Here is a 15,479-nt window from a genome sequence, read left to right as displayed (position 1 = left end):
AGCACTGGTTGCACTCTTCCCGATCAGCTCAGCGCGAACCAGACATCCCGCAAGAGGCCGGACTCACGGCCGTTACCCGTTCGCCGGACCGCTTCTTTACGTGCCGGTAATCCCATGCGAGTGTCGATCTCCGGGGAGAAGGGGGCGTCCGGAGGGAAGGTGGCGGTGATGAAGAACCTCGGCTCGCGGGGCCGGCGGGTGGGTGACGCGTGACCACCAGGGCCGCGATCAGCGGGACGTGGACGCTGGACGACCGGCTGGCCGGGCCGGTGGCGGAGGTGCCGGTGGAGGTGCGGCCCGGCACGGCCGCCCTCACGGTGCGCCTGTCCTACGACCGGTCGGCCGGCGTGCTCGACCTCGGCTGCGCCGGGCCCGCCGGGTTTCGCGGCTGGTCGGGCGGCGCACGCTCCGAATACACGATCACCCCCTCCTGGGCCACCCCCGGCTACCTGCCGGGCGAGATCGAGCCGGGGGTGTGGCGGGTGCTCGTCGGGCTGCACCGGGTGCCCCTCGGCGGCCTGCCGTACGAGATCCGGGTGATCAGGCACGTGCGGCCGCCCGCCCGGCCGCGCCGGCGCCGCACCCGCTTCTCCCGCGTGCCCGGGCCCGTCCCGCCCGAGCCCGCCGCCGTACGGCGCCGCCTGCCGTCGCCGCCGGGATACCGCTGGCTCGCCGGGGACCTGCACGCGCACACCGACCACTCGGACGGCACGCTCAGCGTCTACGAGCTGGCCTGCGTGGCGGCCGCGGCCGGGCTGGACTTCCTCGCGGTGACCGACCACAACACCGTCAGCCACCACGCGGAGCTGGCGGCGGCCTCGGCGCTGGCCGGTCTCGTGCTCGTGCCGGGGCAGGAGGTGACCACCGATCTCGGGCACGCGGGCGCTCTCGGGGACGTCGGCTGGATCGACTTCCGGCAGCCCCCCGACGAGTGGGCGAAGGCCGTACGCGACCGGGGCGGGGTGCTGTCGGTCAACCACCCGGTGGCGACCGACTGCGCCTGGCGGCACCCGATGGCCGACCGGCCGCGGGTGGTCGAGCTGTGGCACTGGAGCTGGTGGGACCGCAGCTGGGGCGCGCCGCTGGCCTGGGGGCAGGCCTGGACGCGCGATTCGGCCGGAGACCCGGCCGGCGGCCTCGTGGTGGTGGGCGGCGGCGACTACCACCGGCCCGAGGAGGGTCACCCGCCCGGTGCGCCGACCACGTGGGTGCTCGCCGAGGGCGACGGCCGCGGAGCCGAGGCGGCCGGAGCGGTCGTACGGGCCGTGGCGGAGGGCCGGACGGCGGTGTCGGCCTCCCCCGGCGCCCCGCTGCTGCTGCGGCTGGAGGACGAGTTCCTCGCCGTGGACGCCGACGGTCTGGTGCTGTGGGGCCCTCAGACGCGGCGGGTGGTCAGGGGAGACCGCGTCCTCCTGCCCGCGGGTCCCGGGGTGCACCGGCTGGAGACGCCCGCCAACGAGGTGGTCGCCGTCTGCACGTGACGACCGGGGTTGCGTTCCGCCGCCGATGGGGAGGTGCAGGGCAGGCCGCCGAGCGGAGGAAGGTGAGGACGTGGAGACGGTGAAGGTGGGGATCGCCGGACTGGGCGTCGCCGCGCAGGTCGTCTACCTGCCCCTGCTGGCACGGCGGCGCGACCTGTTCCGGGTCGCGGCCGTGTGCGACCTCGACCGCGGGCACGCCGAGACCGTCGGCCGGGAGGCGGGCGTCCCCGCGTACGACGACCCGCTGACGATGCTCGACAGGGGCGGGTTCGACGCGCTGATCGTCCTCACGCCCGGGTCCCACGGGCCTCTGCTGCGGGCCGCCCTCGAACGCGGGCTGTGGGTGCTGTGCGAGAAGCCCGTCGCCTACAGCCGCGCCGAGCTGAGCGGCTTTTCCGGCGAACGGCTGATGGCCGGCTACATGAAGCAGTACGACCCGGCCTCCCAGCGGCTGCTGGAGGCGCTGCACGAGGCCGGCGGGCCGCGGGTCGTCCGCCACCTGGACACCACCGTGCTGCACCCGTCGGAGGAGTCGCAGCTGCTGTTCGCCCGGGCGCGGCCCGGCCGGCCCGCCCCCGAGCGGGTGGCGCCCTACGCGGAGGCCGACGAGCGGGCCCTCGGCGCCGCGCTCGGCACGTCGTCGGAGCGGCTGCGGCGGCTGTACGCCGAGGTGCTGCTGAGCAGCGTGTGCCACGAGCTGTCGCTGATGCGCCTGTTCACCGGCTCACCGGACACGGTGGACCACGTGGCCGTGTGGCCGGTGGAGGCGTTCCCGCCGTCCCTGGAGGTGAGCGGGACGCTCGGAGGCGAGTGCTCCGGCAGGTACGGCATCCGGTGGCACTACCTGACGAGTTATCCGGCCTACCACGAGGTCATGACGCTGCACCACGAGCACGGCTCGCTGGAGCTGCGCTTCCCCTCTCCCTATCTGCTGAACGCGCCCACCCGGCTGACGGTCACCTGCCGCGTCGGCACCACCGAGCGGACGGTCGTCAGCGAGGACGTCGCCGAGGCGTTCGAGCGCCAGCTGCGTGCCTTCCACCGCTTCGTCACCCAGGAGGAACCGCCACTCACCGGACTCGACGGGGCTCTGGAGGATATCGTCACGGCGCAGCGGATCGTGCACAGGTACGCGCGGTGGGCGGGCATCCCCATCGGCGGGGAGTGCGCCCGCGAGGTCACCGGCGCCCCGCGGGAGGCGACCGCCGGGGCCGGCGGCAGCGACGCCGAGGAGGGCGGGAGTGGAGCCAGCGGTCACGCCGAGGAGAGCCTCAGCAGATAGCGACAGGATCGTGGTGGTCCCGCACACCCACTGGGACCGGGAGTGGTATCTGCCCTTCCAGCGGTTCCGGGCCGGGCTGGTGCGGATGCTCGACGAGGTCCTGGACGCCATGGCCGCCGACCCCGCCTACCGCTTCACTATGGACGGCCAGCTCGCGGCGGTCGAGGACTACCTGGAGATCCGGCCCGCGCGGCGCGGCGACGTCGCCCGCTTCGTCGCCGAGGGGCGACTGGCCGTGGGGCCCTGGCTGATCCTCGCCGACGAGTTCCTGTGCGCCGGGGAGACGCTGCTGCGCAACCTGGAGTACGGCATGCGGGGCGCCGCCGCGCTCGGCGGCGCCATGCCCGTCGGTTATCTGCCCGACCAGTTCGGCCACTGCGCCCAGATGCCGCAGATGCTGGCGCTGGCCGGGCTGCGCCGGGCGTGCCTGTGGCGCGGGGTGCCCGCGCACGTGGACCGCGACGCGTTCGACTGGACCGGCGCCGACGGCACCACGATCAGGACCAGGTATCTGCCCGGCGGGTACGGCAACGCGTTCGGCCTGTTCACCGGCCCGGCCGAGGAGATGCCCGACCGGGTGACGGCCTTCGTCTCCACGGCGGAGGGCTGGGCGGCCGGTGGCACCCTGCTGGCGATGTACGGCGCGGACCACTCGGCTCCGGCCCGCGAGATCACCGCGTCCGGGCTCCGCGTCGCCACCCTCGCCGAGGCCCTGACCGGCGACCCGGGCGGCGGCGCGGCCGACGGGCAGGTGCCGCGGGTCGTGGGCGAGCTGCGCTCGCACGCGCGGGCCAACATCCTGCCCGGCGTGATCTCGGCCCGGGTGCCGCTCAAGCAGGCCATGGCGCGGGCCGAGCGGGTCCTCACCCGCTACGCGGAACCGCTGTCGGCGCTGTGGCTCTCCGGCGACTCCGCCTGCGAACGCCTCATCGACATGGCCTGGCGCTCGGTGATCGCCTGCAGCGGGCACGACTCCGTCACCGGGTGCGGCTCGGACGAGACCGCCCAGCAGGTGGCCGCCAGGATCGCCGAGGCCGGGCAGACGGCCCAGGCGGTCGTGGACCTGGTCGCGGCGTCCCTCTCCGAGGCCGCGCCCAAGGGCTCGCTCGTGGTCGTCAACCCATCCCCGTTCGAGCGGACCGGCCTGGTGCTCGCGGACCTGCCGGAGGACCGCGCGTCCCTGGTTGACGCCTCGGGCCGGTCCGTCCCCGCGCAGCGGCTCGAACACGCCGCCACACTGCTCGACGAGACCGTCATGGACGACCTCTCCCGGCTCCTCGGGCGCGTCCACGAGCGGGAGCTGTACGGCCACGAGATCGTCTCCTGGCACGCCGGGGACGGCGTGTTCACCGTGACCGTGAGCAGGCACGCCTCCGGCGCGTACGCCTACGAGGACCTGCGCAGGGCCGTCGTGGAGGCCGGTCCGGGGCCGTGGGTCGTCCGCACGGTGGCCGAGCCCGTGGTCACCGTGGCCGCGCTGGTCACCGTGCCGCCGCTCGGCCGTGCCGTCCTCACGGCCCGTCCGCCCGAGCCCCGCCTGCCCGCACCCGTCGCGAACGCCCTGAGGACCGACGCGTACGGGTTCGAGCCGGTGCTGGACAACGGGCTGCTGCGGGTGCGGGTGGCCGGCGACGGGACGCTCTCGCTGCGCGGCGCGGACGGGACCGAGGTCCACGGCGTCGGGCGGATCGCCCACGGCGGGGACGCCGGGGACACCTACAACTACGCGCCGCCGCCCGACGACCGGCTTGCCGACCGGCCCTCCCGCGTCGTCGTCGAGGAGATCTGCTCGGGCCCGCTGACCGGCGCGTACGAGATCACGCGGGTGTACGACTGGCCGGCCGGCCTCGGCGGCGACGCCGGCGACGAGACCGACGCCGAGATCGTGCCGACGGCCGTCACGACCCGGGTGGAGATCAGGGCCGGAGAGCCGTTCGCGCGGTGCGAGATCACCATGGACGTGCGCTGCCGCGACCACCGCGTCCGCTGGCACGCGCCGCTGCCCCGCGCGGCGGCCGGGTCGTACGCCGAGGGACAGTTCGCCGTGGTGCGGCGCGGCCTGGCGGCCGAGGGTGGAGACGGGGGCGGGGACGGAGACGGGGGCGGCGAGCAGCCGATCCCGACCTTTCCCGCCGAGTCCTTCGTCGCCGCCGGCGGCCTGGCCGTGCTGCTCGACCACGTCACCGAGTACGAGATCAACGGGGACGAGATCAGCGGGGACGGGACCGAGCTGGCGCTGACGCTCGTGCGGTCCGTCGGCTACCTGTCGAGGAACCGCAACCCCTACCGCGACGAGCCCGCCGGGCCCGAGGTGCCCACCCCGGCCGCCCAGTGCCAGGGGCCGCTGACCGTGCGCTTCGCCGTCCTGCCGTACGCGGGAGAGTGGCACGAGGCCGGGCTGCCGAGGCTCGCCGAGGAGTTCCGCCACGACCTGCTCGCCGTGCCGGGCACCGGCGCCGCCAGGGCGGGGGCCGGGGACGCGGACGAGGACGGCCCGGGCGGAGGGGGTCGCGTCGCGATCAGCGGGGACGGCGTCATGATGGCCGCTCTACGCGAGCGGGGCGGACGGCTGGAGGTCCGCCTGGTGGCCGAGCATCCCACGGCCACCGAGGCGGTCGTCCGGGGAGATTTCACCGCGGCCTGGACGGCCGGCGTGCTGGGCTCTCCCCTGAGCCCTCTGGAGGTGTCCCGCGACGATCTGTTCCGTGACGATCTAATCCGTGACGAGGTGTTTCCCGATGATGGGGCGGACGGGCGGGGACCCGCGGCGTACCCGGGGTCATGGCGAACGGTGCGCGTCCCGCTGACGCCCTTCGCGATCGCGACCGTTCATCTTGGCGAAGCCTGACGCCCGCGCGTCATCGCCTGCGCGTAATCGCCTGCCGCCGGGGTCGCCGAGGGCGCGTTCGACGGGAGTCTCCGGGCCCGACGGCGGGCCTGCCGGGAGACGGTCCCCCGGCGCGGCCGCCACCGGCCCGGACGCCTCTCGCCGGGGCTACTGCCCGCCCTTCTGCACGTAGGAACGGACGAACTCCTCCGCGTTCTCCTCGAGGACCTCGTCGATCTCGTCCAGGATCGCGTCCACGTCGTCGGTCAGCTTCTCGTGACGCTCCTGGACGTCCGGGGACGCCTGCGCCTCGACCTCTTCGACTTCCTGCTCCTGCCGCCCGGTCTGCTTCTGGCCGCCGGTCTCCTTGGTCGCCATCCCTGACACCTCCGCTGCTCGGGGGGACGCCTCTCCCCATATCTTCCCCGAACCGACCGACAATGCGCGCGAAAGAGCGTGCGATCTTCGGCCCGGCCACTGTGGCCAGACAACCCGGTGAGCGCCGGGAAGGCAAACGCACGGGGATCCGGCCGTGTTACCGGCATACCCGCCCGCGGGAACCGCCATCGTTAGACCGGATCGTTATCGACCTCACACTCCGCGTGGCCGCCTTTCGGCGCAGCGCTACCGTGTCCGGGACGACAATTGAGGGATCACGGCACGACCTAGCGCACGGGTGGTCGATGGCATCGCACGCACGGCAACTGCTGGCGGATCGCTACAAGCTGCTGACGCCCTTCCGGCGTGACGGCGGCGGGATCATGTGGCAGGCGCACGATCTCCGCCTCAAGCGCGATGTCGCGATCAAGGAAGTCCAGCCGCCGTACCGGGTGGACGTGGCCGATCTGCAGGCCGCCCGCCGGCAGGCGCTGCGGGAGGCCCGCTCGGCGGCGCGGCTCAGCCATCCGGCCGTCGTCACCGTGCACGACCTGCTGGAGGACAAGGGCCGGCTCTGGATCGTGACAGAGCTCCTGCAGGGCCTCACCATGGGCGACACCGTCAGCCACCTCGGCCGGCTGCCGGTGCACTGGGCCGCCTGGGTGGGCTTCCAGCTCCTGTCGGGCGTACGGCACGCGCACTCGATGGGCGTCGTCCACGGGGACATCCGGCCCGCCAACGTCATGCTGACCGAGGACCGGGTGGTGCTGACCGACTTCGGCATCGCCGCGTTCGACCGGGATCCCGCCGGGTCGACGACCGTGCCCGTGGGGCGGTCCGGCGCCTATCTCGCCCCCGAGCGGCTGCGCGGGAAGGGCCTGGCACCCGCCGCCGACCTGTGGTCGTTCGGCGCCACGCTGTACTGCGGGGTGGAGGGGCGGCCTCCGTATCCGGCCACGGAGCGGCTGCCGGCCCCGGCGCTGCTGGGCCGCGAGCCGGAGCCGCCGCGCCGGGCGGGCCTCCTGCGGCCGCTGATCGAAGGCCTGCTGCGGCACGACCCGGAAGAACGGCTCACCGTCGACCAGGCGATGCACGTGCTCGTGGACGTGTTGCGACGGCAGGGCATCCCGGCGGCGACGCCGGGCCGGACGGCCGGCGAGCTGCCGAGCCGCGGCACACCGGCCGCCGCGCCGAATGCCGCGCCGAATGCCGTGCCTAATACCGCGGCCGGCGCGGCGCCCAAACCGAGCGGGGCGTATCCCCTCGGCCGATCCGCCGGCCACGGGTGGCCCCTCGCGCCCCGGGAATTCACGGCGCCCCGGGAATTCGCGACGCCGGGGGAGCTCACGACCGGGCGCTTCTTCGACGTGGAGTCGCGTCGCCGGGGCAATCCCTACTGGCCCTCCCTCACGACGGGACCGCACCGGCCCCGGCCCCCGCACCTCCCGTAGCCCCGGGCCGGGCGGCTCCCCGCGTCCGTGGGAGAAGCCGCCCGCCCCTGCCTTCCTGCGGTCAGTCGTCGTGCTCGGCGCGGAACTTGACGATCCGTCCGGTCGCGATCGCGACGTAGACCTTGTACTCCATGTGGCCCTTGCGCAGCTCGACCTTCCAGGTCCGGTGGCCGTGCTCCCACTCGCGTTCGATCTCGGTCACCCGCGCGCCGGGCACCCGCTTCTTCGCGATCGCGACCGCCTGGCTCCGGGTGACCGAGTACTGAGTGACCGCGGCCTGGGAGACGGAGGTTTGAGTGACCGCGGCCTGGGAGACGGCAGCCGTGGTGGTCGAGGAGTGAGAGGCGGGCGCGGCGGCGACGGCGGTTCCCCCGGCGGCCAGAGCGGTGACGGTGACGGCGGCGGCGAGAGCGATCTTCGTTGTGTGTCTCATGCGTCGAGGTTCGCAGCGATCATGATAGGGCCGCGCTAAGCGATCCCTAAAGCATGGATTCCCCCTGCCCGTCGCGGATCGAGCCCAGGAGTAGGCGCAGGAGCAGGCGCACCTCGGCGCCGCCGGGGTCTGATCGGCCGACGGTCAGGGAGCCGCCCGAGTCCTCGGCCACGCGCCGGGCGATGTCCAGCCCGAGCCCCGTCGAGCCCGCGCCGCTCTCCCCGCGTCGCGGCAGGTCGCCCGGGCCGAAGCCGGGCCCGGCGTCCGAGACCGTCAGAGCCACCGCGTCATCCGGCCCGGGGGCCAGGAGCACGCGGAAGGACGTCCCGTCGGGGGTGTGCGCGAAGACGTTGCCGAGGAGGGCGTCGACGCAGTCGGCCAGGTCCTCGGCCGCGGCCGCGACCGGCAGCGGGCCGGGCGCGAGGTCGAGGGAGAAGGTCCTGGACTGGTCCTCCGCCAGCACCGACCAGAACTCCACCCTGTCGCGCACCACCGCGACGGCGTCGCAGGAGGCCCGTTCCCGCGACCGGCGGCGCACGTCGTTGATGACGGCGGTGACCGCTCGCTCCAGCGCGTCCACGCGGGCCTCCATTCTGGCCGCCTCGCCGGGATCCGCCAGCGACTCCGCTTCGAGCCGCAGGCCGGTCAGAGGAGTGCGGAGCCGGTGGGAGACGTCCGCCGCCGTCTCGCGCTCCTCGGCGAGCAGGTCGGAGATGCGTCCCGCGAGGTGGTTGAGGGCCAGGCCGGCCGTACGGACCTCTGGCGGGCCCTGCGGGGTCGCCCTGGCGGTCAGGTCGCCCTTCGCGAGACGGTGGGAGACCTGGGCGAGCGCCGTGGTGGGCCGCACGACCGCGCGTGCGAGGCGGTCGGCGACGAGGATGCCCAGCCCGACCAGGGCGACTCCGAGGATCAGCAGCGCGAGCCACGTCCGGTGGACGCCGCGGTCGAGGTCGGCGTCGGCGAGGAAGGCGCGCACGACGGCGGTGCCGCCCGGCGCCCCCTGCACCGCCACCAGGATCTCCCTGCCGCCCGGCACGACCGCGGTCAGGCTCCGGCCGCGTGCGGCGAGGTCGACGGCGCGGGAGCGGGCCGCCACGGCCCCGAGCACGCGGCCGTCCGCGAGGAAGACCGTGACGGGGTGCCCGCTCGACGCGCCCGCCTGCTCGGCGGTCAGCCGCAGCGTCTCCTCGTCCACCGCGCCCACGGCCACGGCGACGGACTCGGCGGCCCGGGTCGCGGCGGCGACGGCCTCGCTGTGCGCCACCGACCGGACCAGCAACGCCAGCGGCACCAGAAGTGAGACCAGGACCAGCGACGTGGTCGCCGCGACGAGGGCCGCCAGCCAGCGCCTCATCGGCTCATTCCGCGGGCGAGGGCGGCGCGGTCAGGCGCACGCCCACCCCGCGGACCGTCTGGAGATAGCGCGGCCGCTGGGCGGTCTCGCCGAGCTTGCGGCGCAGCCAGGACAGGTGGACGTCGACCGTCTTGTCGGTGCCCCCATAGGGGATGCGCCAGACCTCGGTGAGCAGCTCGCGCTTGGTGACGACCTGCCCGGCTCGTGCCGCCAGATAGTGCAGCAGGTCGAACTCCCGCGGCGTCAGGTCCAGCGCCGCGCCGTCGAGCGTCGCCTCCCTGGCGCCCGGGTCCACGCGCAGCGTCCCGACCGTCAGGGAGGTGTCCGCGCGCCCGGTGTCGACCCGGCGCAGCACGGCGCGGATGCGCGCGTCGAGCTGCGCGGCGCTGTAGGGCTTGACCACGTAGTCGTCGGCGCCGGCGTCGAGCAGGCGGACCATGTCGGCCTCCCCGTCCCTGGCTGTGGCGACGATGACCGGGACGCGGCTCACCGCGCGGAGCATGCGCAGCAGGTCGGCGCCGTCCATGTCGGGCAGGCCGAGGTCGAGCACGATCAGGTCGGGGCGGTCCTCCACGACCGACCGCAGGCCGTCGAGGGCGGTGGAGACGGAGGAGACGGCATGCCCGCGATCCCGCAGGCTCCGGGTGAGGGAGGTGCGGATGGGGGCGTCGTCTTCGATGAGCAGCACGCTAGGCATTTGAGCGCTACGGTAGCCGTCCGGCGGAAGCGGCATAAGCCCGTTATCCGGGCCTTAGCCCTCCCTTAGCGTTCGGAGTGGGAGAGTGGCGGCGTGAACAGCCGCCTCCTCCTCGCCGTCGCCGGGTGGCTGCTGGCCGCCGCCCTCGCCACCGGCACGGGCGTCGCCGTGCTCGGCCTGCTCGGCCGGCCGCTCACGGGCCCGGCGGAGCGGCCGATGACGGCCGAGGAGGTCCGCCTCGCGCTCGCCCGGGACACCGCGGCCCCGCCCTCCCCCGCCGCCGCGACCACCGGCCCGGCCCCGGTGGACTCGTCCGGCGGAGGAACGCCGGGCGACGCGCCCGCGACCGGGCGCAGGCTCGTCTCCACGAGCGCGGGCACCGTGATCGCCCGATGCGACGGCGGGCTGGTCCGGCTCCAGTCGTGGACGCCGGCGCAGGGCTTCGAGGTGGACGACGTCGACCCGGGGCCGGACGACCGGGCCCGGGTGAAGTTCGAGTCGGACGAGGACAGGCTCGAGGTGGAGGTGCGCTGCTCCGGCGGGGTGCCGGTTCCCCGGATCACCCGGCACGACGACTGACCGGGGGCGCCGGCCGGCGCCGGTCCCGCGTCAGCCCTCGCCGGTGAGGGCGGCGACGAGGTCGGCGGCCGTACGGCACCGGTCGAGCAGGTCGCCCACGTGCGCCTTGGTGCCGCGCAGCGGCTCCAAGGTCGGCACGCGCTGGAGCGACTCACGGCCCGGGATGTCGAAGATGACCGAGTCCCAGGAGGCGGCGGCGACCGACTCGCTGTACTGCCGCAGGCACCGCCCGCGGAAGTAGGCCCGGGTGTCGGTGGGCGGCAGCTCGACCGCCCGGTCGATGTCCTCGTCGGTCACCAGGCGGTGCATGCGGCCCCTGGCGACCAGCCGGTTGTACAGGCCGCGGTCGGGGCGGATGTCGGAGTACTGCAGGTCCACCAGTTGCAGCCGCGGGTGCGACCACGGCAGGTTGTCGCGGGTGCGGTAGCCCTCCAGGATCTCCAGCTTGGCGACCCAGTCGAGCTCCCGGGACAGCTGCATCGGGTCCTCCGCGAGCCGGGTGAGCACCGACTCCCAGCGGTTGAGCACGTCCTTGGTGAGGTCGTCCACGCCCGCGCCGAAGCGGTCCTCGACGTACTTGCGGGCCTGCTCCAGGTATTCCATCTGCAGTTGCACGGCGGTCATCTTCCGCCCGTTGCGCAACGCGATCTCGTACTTGCAGGTCGGGTCGTGGGAGACCGCGCGCAGCGCCGCGACCGGCGACTCGGGGGTCAGGTCGATGGTGAGGAACCCCTCCTCGATCATCGCCAGCACCAGCGCCGTCGTGCCCAGCTTCAAATAAGTCGAAATTTCCGACATGTTGGCGTCGCCGATGATCACGTGCAGCCGCCGGTACTTCTCCGGGTCGGCGTGCGGCTCGTCCCGGGTGTTGATGATCGGCCGCTTGAGCGTGGTCTCCAGCCCGACCTCGACCTCGAAGAAGTCGGCCCGCTGGCTGATCTGGAAGCCTTCGGTACGCGAGTCCTGGCCGATGCCGACCTTGCCCGCGCCGCAGACGACCTGGCGCGACACGAAGAACGGCGTGAGGTGCCTGACGATGTCGGCGAACGGCGTCGCACGGCGCATGAGGTAGTTCTCGTGGCAGCCGTACGACGCACCCTTGGCGTCGGTGTTGTTCTTGTAGAGCTGGATGGGGGCGTTGCCGGGCGTGGACGACGCCCGCACCGCGGCGTCGTACATCACCCGCTCGCCCGCCTTGTCCCAGATCACCGCGGCCCGGGGGTTGGTGCACTCGGGCGTGGAGTACTCCGGGTGCGCGTGGTCCACGTAGAGGCGCGCGCCGTTGGTGAGGATCACGTTCGCGAGCCCGAGATCCTCGTCGGTGAGCTGACTCTGGTCGGCCACCTCACGGGCCAGGTCGAATCCTCGGGCATCGCGGAGCGGGTTCTCCTCCTCGAAGTCCCACCGGGCCCGGCGAGCCCGGGCGGCCGACGCCGCCAGGTACGCGTTGACGACCTGTGAGGAGGTCACCATCGCGTTCGCTCCCGGTTGACCGGGCACGGCGATGCCGTACTCGGTCTCGATGCCCATCACCCGCCGAACCGTCATTCGCACCCCGCCTGCTTCAGGCCGTCGTAGTCATATCCGAGCCTAGCCCTTTCTCTATGCCCTGCTACCGAACAGTTACGGCACAGATGCCTCGGGACTTTGCGCCGGAATGGTCGTCGCAGTCCGGGAGGTACCCCCTCGGCCCCGGGGACGGGACCGCCGGAAGCGGTCGAGCAGGGCCCCCAGCCTGGCACGAAGCCAGCGCTGACCAGGCTTGTCGACCATACGGTAGATCAGGTAGGCGAGCCCGATCGAGATCGCCATCGTCATCGCGACCAGCAGCCACGGGTCCACCGCGTCCCGGTACGCGGGGATCACGACGGCCGAGACCGTCTGGTGCAGGAGATAGAGGGGATACGTGAGGGCCCCGAGAGTCACGAGGCGACGCCAGCGCACCCACCGCAGCCAGCCGAGGGCGACCGCGGCCATCAGGAGGTAGACGACCGTGATCGCGACGACGACGGCCTCCGGGGGCGCCGGGTAGTGCTTGATCCCGACCAGGCGCACCCGCTCCCCCACGCGCTCCATGGCGGCGTACAGGGACATCCCGTAGCCGGCGGCGACCAGCAGCCACGGGACGAAGGCACCGGAACGCGCGCCGAAGCGGTGGATCAGGAAGAAGGCCATGCCCGCGATGAAGTACGGCGCCTGCCGCGGCATGAAGACGAAGACGAGCGTCTCGTTCTGGGTGAGCTCGGCCAGCAGCGCCAGGCCGCACCAGGCCGCCAGGAACACCAGGCAGCGCCGCAGCGTGATCCCGACGAGGGAGAACAGCGCCAGGAGGACGTAGAACCGCAGCTCCACCCAGAGGGACCAGAAGACGCCGCCGGCGTGGCCCACGCCGAACGCCCCCTGCATCATGGTCAGGTTGAGCAGATACTCACCGTCTTCGAGCTTGGGGTCGAACCCGGCGACCCCGCTGAAGCGGTACATGATGAAGATCACGAGCACGGCGAACCAGTACGCGGGATACAGCCGCGACACCCGGGAGACGGCGAACTCGCCGACCGTGTGCCCCCAGACGCTCATCAGGATGACGAACCCGCTGATGAGGAAGAACAGCTCCACGCCGAGGATGCCCAGCGTGGTCAGGCGGGCGACCGGCTCGAACAGCTTGGTCGGGTACTCGTCCCACAGCGATTTGCTGGCCGCCATGAAGTGGAAGGACATGACGGCGAACGCGGCCACGAAACGCAGGACGTCGAGCTCGACCAGGCGGCGGCCCTTGGCGGCCGCGGCGCTCGGGGCCGGGACCGTGCCCGGAGCGGCCGAGACCGGATCGGGCTGTCGCACGGGCCGTACGGGCTGTCTCACAGGCTGTCCCACAGCGGTCAACCGCGCGAGCCAAGGAAGATCATGCCCTCTTTGACGTGATCACTCGGGGTTTCGGTTCCCTCGGAGCACGATCGTTATCAAAGGCCACTTGTGCCCCGTCTGCTGCCGTCCTGTCCGCGTCCCGACGCCGGAAGGGCCCGGAAATGCGGAGGAGCGGCGCGACCCGAGGTCGCGCCGCTCCTCGACGGCACCGGTCCGGCCGGAGCCGGGGGTGTTACAGGTACTGACCGGTGTTGGCGACCGTGTCGATCGACCGCCCGGCCTCGGTGCCCTGCTTGCCCTGCACGAGGGTGCGGATGTAGACGATCCGCTCGCCCTTCTTGCCGGAGATGCGGGCCCAGTCGTCGGGGTTGGTGGTGTTGGGCAGGTCCTCGTTCTCGGAGAACTCGTCCACGCAGGCGGCCAGCAGGTGCGAGATCCGCAGGCCCTTCTGCCCGGTGTCGAGGAACTCCTTGATGGCCATCTTCTTGCCCCGGTCCACGATGTTCTGGATCATGGCGCCGGAGTTGAAGTCCTTGAAGTAGAGGACTTCCTTGTCGCCGTTGGCGTAGGTCACCTCGAGGAAGCGGTTCTCCTCGCTCTCGGCGTACATCCGCTCGACGACCCGCTGGATCATCGCGGCGATCGTGCCCTCGCGGCTGGTGCCGTGCTCGGTCAGGTCGTCGGGGTGCAGCGGCAGTTCGCTGACGAGGTACTTCGAGAAGATGTCCTTCGCCGCCTCGGCGTCGGGCCGCTCGATCTTGATCTTGACGTCCAGGCGGCCGGGCCGCAGGATCGCCGGGTCGATCATGTCCTCGCGGTTGGAGGCGCCGATGACGATGACGTTCTCCAGGCCCTCGACACCGTCGATCTCCGAGAGGAGCTGGGGAACGATGGTGTTCTCGACGTCGGAGGACACACCGGAGCCGCGGGTGCGGAAGATCGAGTCCATCTCGTCGAAGAACACGATCACCGGGGTGCCCTCGGAGGCCTTCTCACGCGCCCGCTGGAAGACCAGGCGGATGTGCCGCTCGGTCTCGCCGACGTACTTGTTGAGAAGCTCGGGGCCCTTGATGTTGAGGAAGAAGCTCTTGCCGGACTGGCCGGTCTTCTCCGCGACCTGCTTGGCCAGGGAGTTGGCCACCGCCTTGGCGATGAGCGTCTTGCCGCAGCCGGGCGGGCCGTACAGCAGCACGCCCTTCGGCGGCCGGAGCTTGTGCTCGCGGAACAGGTCGGCGTGCAGGTAGGGCAGCTCGATGGCGTCCCTGATCTGCTCGATCTGCCGGCCGAGGCCGCCGATCTCCTCGTAGGAGATGTCGGGGACCTCTTCGAGGACGAGCTCCTCCACCTCCGACTTGGGGATGCGCTCGTAGACGTAGTTGGAACGGGGTTCGAGCAGGAGGCTGTCGCCGGCCCGCAGCGGCTGGTCGAGCAGCGAGTGGGCGAGCTTGACGACCCGCTCCTCGTCGGCGTGCGAGATGACGAGCGCGCGGTCGCCGCTCTCCAGCAACTCCTTGAGCATCACGATCTCGCCGACGTCCTCGTAGCCGAGGGCCTCGACGACGTTGAGCGCCTCGTTCAGCATGACCTCCTGGCCACGCTTGAGCGAGTCGACGTCGACCGCCGGACTCACGTTCACACGGAGCTTGCGCCCGCCCGTGAACACCTCGATCGTGCCGTCATCCCTGGCCTCGAGGAAAACACCGAATCCGGACGGTGGCTGTGCCAGCCGGTCGACCTCCTCCTTGAGGGCGACGATCTGGTCGCGGGCCTCCTTGAGGGTGGAGACCAAACGCTCGTTCTGGCTAGTGAGGGCGGCCACCTGTGCCTGCGCCTCGTGGAGACGCTCCTCGATGACCCTGGCCTGCCGGGGAGACTCGGCCAGCTTCCGGCGCAACGCGGTGATCTCCTCTTGCAGGAAGGAGACCTGTGTTGTGAGATCCGCGACCTCCCGTTCGCGCTGCGCGGCTCGAGCCTCAGCGTCGTCGCGAGCTGCCACGCCCCGTCACCTCCTTCCCCGTCGAGAACGACTACTCAAGACCCTACCTATCTTGGCGCTGTACGTAACCTGGCCGGGCAGTGTTCGTGTAGTTACGTTGGGTGTTCGGCGTTTGATACCTTATGGACCGATTGTT

The 15,479-nt window shown here is 72.4% G+C and carries 12 protein-coding genes; 5 read left to right on the top strand and 7 right to left on the bottom strand.

The annotated features are described in order from the left end of the window. Positions 1-209 precede the first annotated feature (209 nt). From ACIBK1_RS13590 to ACIBK1_RS13580, 3 genes are all read left to right on the top strand, one after another. Positions 210-1,481, top strand: a complete 1,272-nt coding sequence (locus tag ACIBK1_RS13590; protein ID WP_396734754.1) for a CehA/McbA family metallohydrolase — start codon at positions 210-212, stop codon at positions 1,479-1,481. Between the two features lie 70 nt (positions 1,482-1,551). Continuing rightward, entirely contained in the window at positions 1,552-2,763 is a 1,212-nt protein-coding gene (locus tag ACIBK1_RS13585; protein ID WP_063754586.1) for a Gfo/Idh/MocA family protein, read from the top strand. A 10-nt stretch (positions 2,764-2,773) separates the two neighbouring features. Next, positions 2,774-5,611 (top strand): glycoside hydrolase family 38 N-terminal domain-containing protein, encoded by a 2,838-nt coding sequence (locus ACIBK1_RS13580; protein ID WP_396734751.1) that lies wholly within the window; start codon positions 2,774-2,776, stop codon positions 5,609-5,611. Positions 5,612-5,758: 147 nt separating this feature from the next. Here the strand turns inward: ACIBK1_RS13580 and ACIBK1_RS13575 are convergent, their stop codons facing one another. Continuing rightward, positions 5,759-5,968 carry a ubiquitin-like protein Pup gene (locus tag ACIBK1_RS13575; protein ID WP_030507144.1) on the bottom strand — a complete coding sequence of 70 codons (210 nt, stop codon included), beginning with the start codon at positions 5,966-5,968 and terminating at the stop codon, positions 5,759-5,761. A gap of 305 nt (positions 5,969-6,273) precedes the next feature. Here ACIBK1_RS13575 and ACIBK1_RS13570 point away from each other — a divergent pair, with 305 nt between their 5' ends. Further along, entirely contained in the window at positions 6,274-7,419 is a 1,146-nt protein-coding gene (locus tag ACIBK1_RS13570; RefSeq protein ID WP_051761522.1) for a serine/threonine-protein kinase, read from the top strand. Positions 7,420-7,480: 61 nt separating this feature from the next. Here the strand turns inward: ACIBK1_RS13570 and ACIBK1_RS13565 are convergent, their stop codons facing one another. From ACIBK1_RS13565 to ACIBK1_RS13555, 3 genes are read right to left on the bottom strand one after another with little or no spacing between them, the layout of a single operon-like run. Next, positions 7,481-7,852: a PepSY domain-containing protein gene (locus tag ACIBK1_RS13565; protein ID WP_396734748.1), complete on the bottom strand. Its 372-nt coding sequence runs from the start codon at positions 7,850-7,852 to the stop codon at positions 7,481-7,483. Positions 7,853-7,898: 46 nt separating this feature from the next. Next, the gene (locus ACIBK1_RS13560; protein WP_396734745.1) at positions 7,899-9,206 is read right to left on the bottom strand and encodes a sensor histidine kinase; all 1,308 of its coding nucleotides are present in this window, start codon (positions 9,204-9,206) and stop codon (positions 7,899-7,901) included. A 4-nt stretch (positions 9,207-9,210) separates the two neighbouring features. Further along, a complete protein-coding gene (locus ACIBK1_RS13555; RefSeq protein WP_030507148.1) occupies positions 9,211-9,903 on the bottom strand; it encodes a response regulator transcription factor in 693 nt (230 codons plus the stop codon). Between the two features lie 93 nt (positions 9,904-9,996). On the opposite strand from ACIBK1_RS13555, the gene ACIBK1_RS13550 reads away from it, so the two are divergent. Beyond that, entirely contained in the window at positions 9,997-10,482 is a 486-nt protein-coding gene (locus ACIBK1_RS13550; RefSeq protein WP_030507149.1) for a hypothetical protein, read from the top strand. Positions 10,483-10,512: 30 nt separating this feature from the next. Here the strand turns inward: ACIBK1_RS13550 and dop are convergent, their stop codons facing one another. The 3 genes from dop to arc all read right to left on the bottom strand — a co-directional run bounded on the left by dop (position 10,513) and on the right by arc (position 15,343). Beyond that, positions 10,513-12,030, bottom strand: a complete 1,518-nt coding sequence (gene dop / locus ACIBK1_RS13545; protein ID WP_030507150.1) for a depupylase/deamidase Dop — start codon at positions 12,028-12,030, stop codon at positions 10,513-10,515. Positions 12,031-12,105: 75 nt separating this feature from the next. Beyond that, positions 12,106-13,323 carry an acyltransferase family protein gene (locus tag ACIBK1_RS13540; protein ID WP_396734741.1) on the bottom strand — a complete coding sequence of 406 codons (1,218 nt, stop codon included), beginning with the start codon at positions 13,321-13,323 and terminating at the stop codon, positions 12,106-12,108. Between the two features lie 256 nt (positions 13,324-13,579). Beyond that, positions 13,580-15,343 carry a proteasome ATPase gene (arc, locus tag ACIBK1_RS13535; RefSeq protein WP_030507152.1) on the bottom strand — a complete coding sequence of 588 codons (1,764 nt, stop codon included), beginning with the start codon at positions 15,341-15,343 and terminating at the stop codon, positions 13,580-13,582. Between the last annotated feature and the right edge of the window lie 136 nt (positions 15,344-15,479).

The organism is Microbispora rosea (assembly GCF_044460045.1).
GTDB lineage: Bacteria > Actinomycetota > Actinomycetes > Streptosporangiales > Streptosporangiaceae > Microbispora > Microbispora rosea.
Note: the sequence above shows the minus strand (reverse complement) of the source record. Positions and strands in the feature narration are given on the sequence as shown.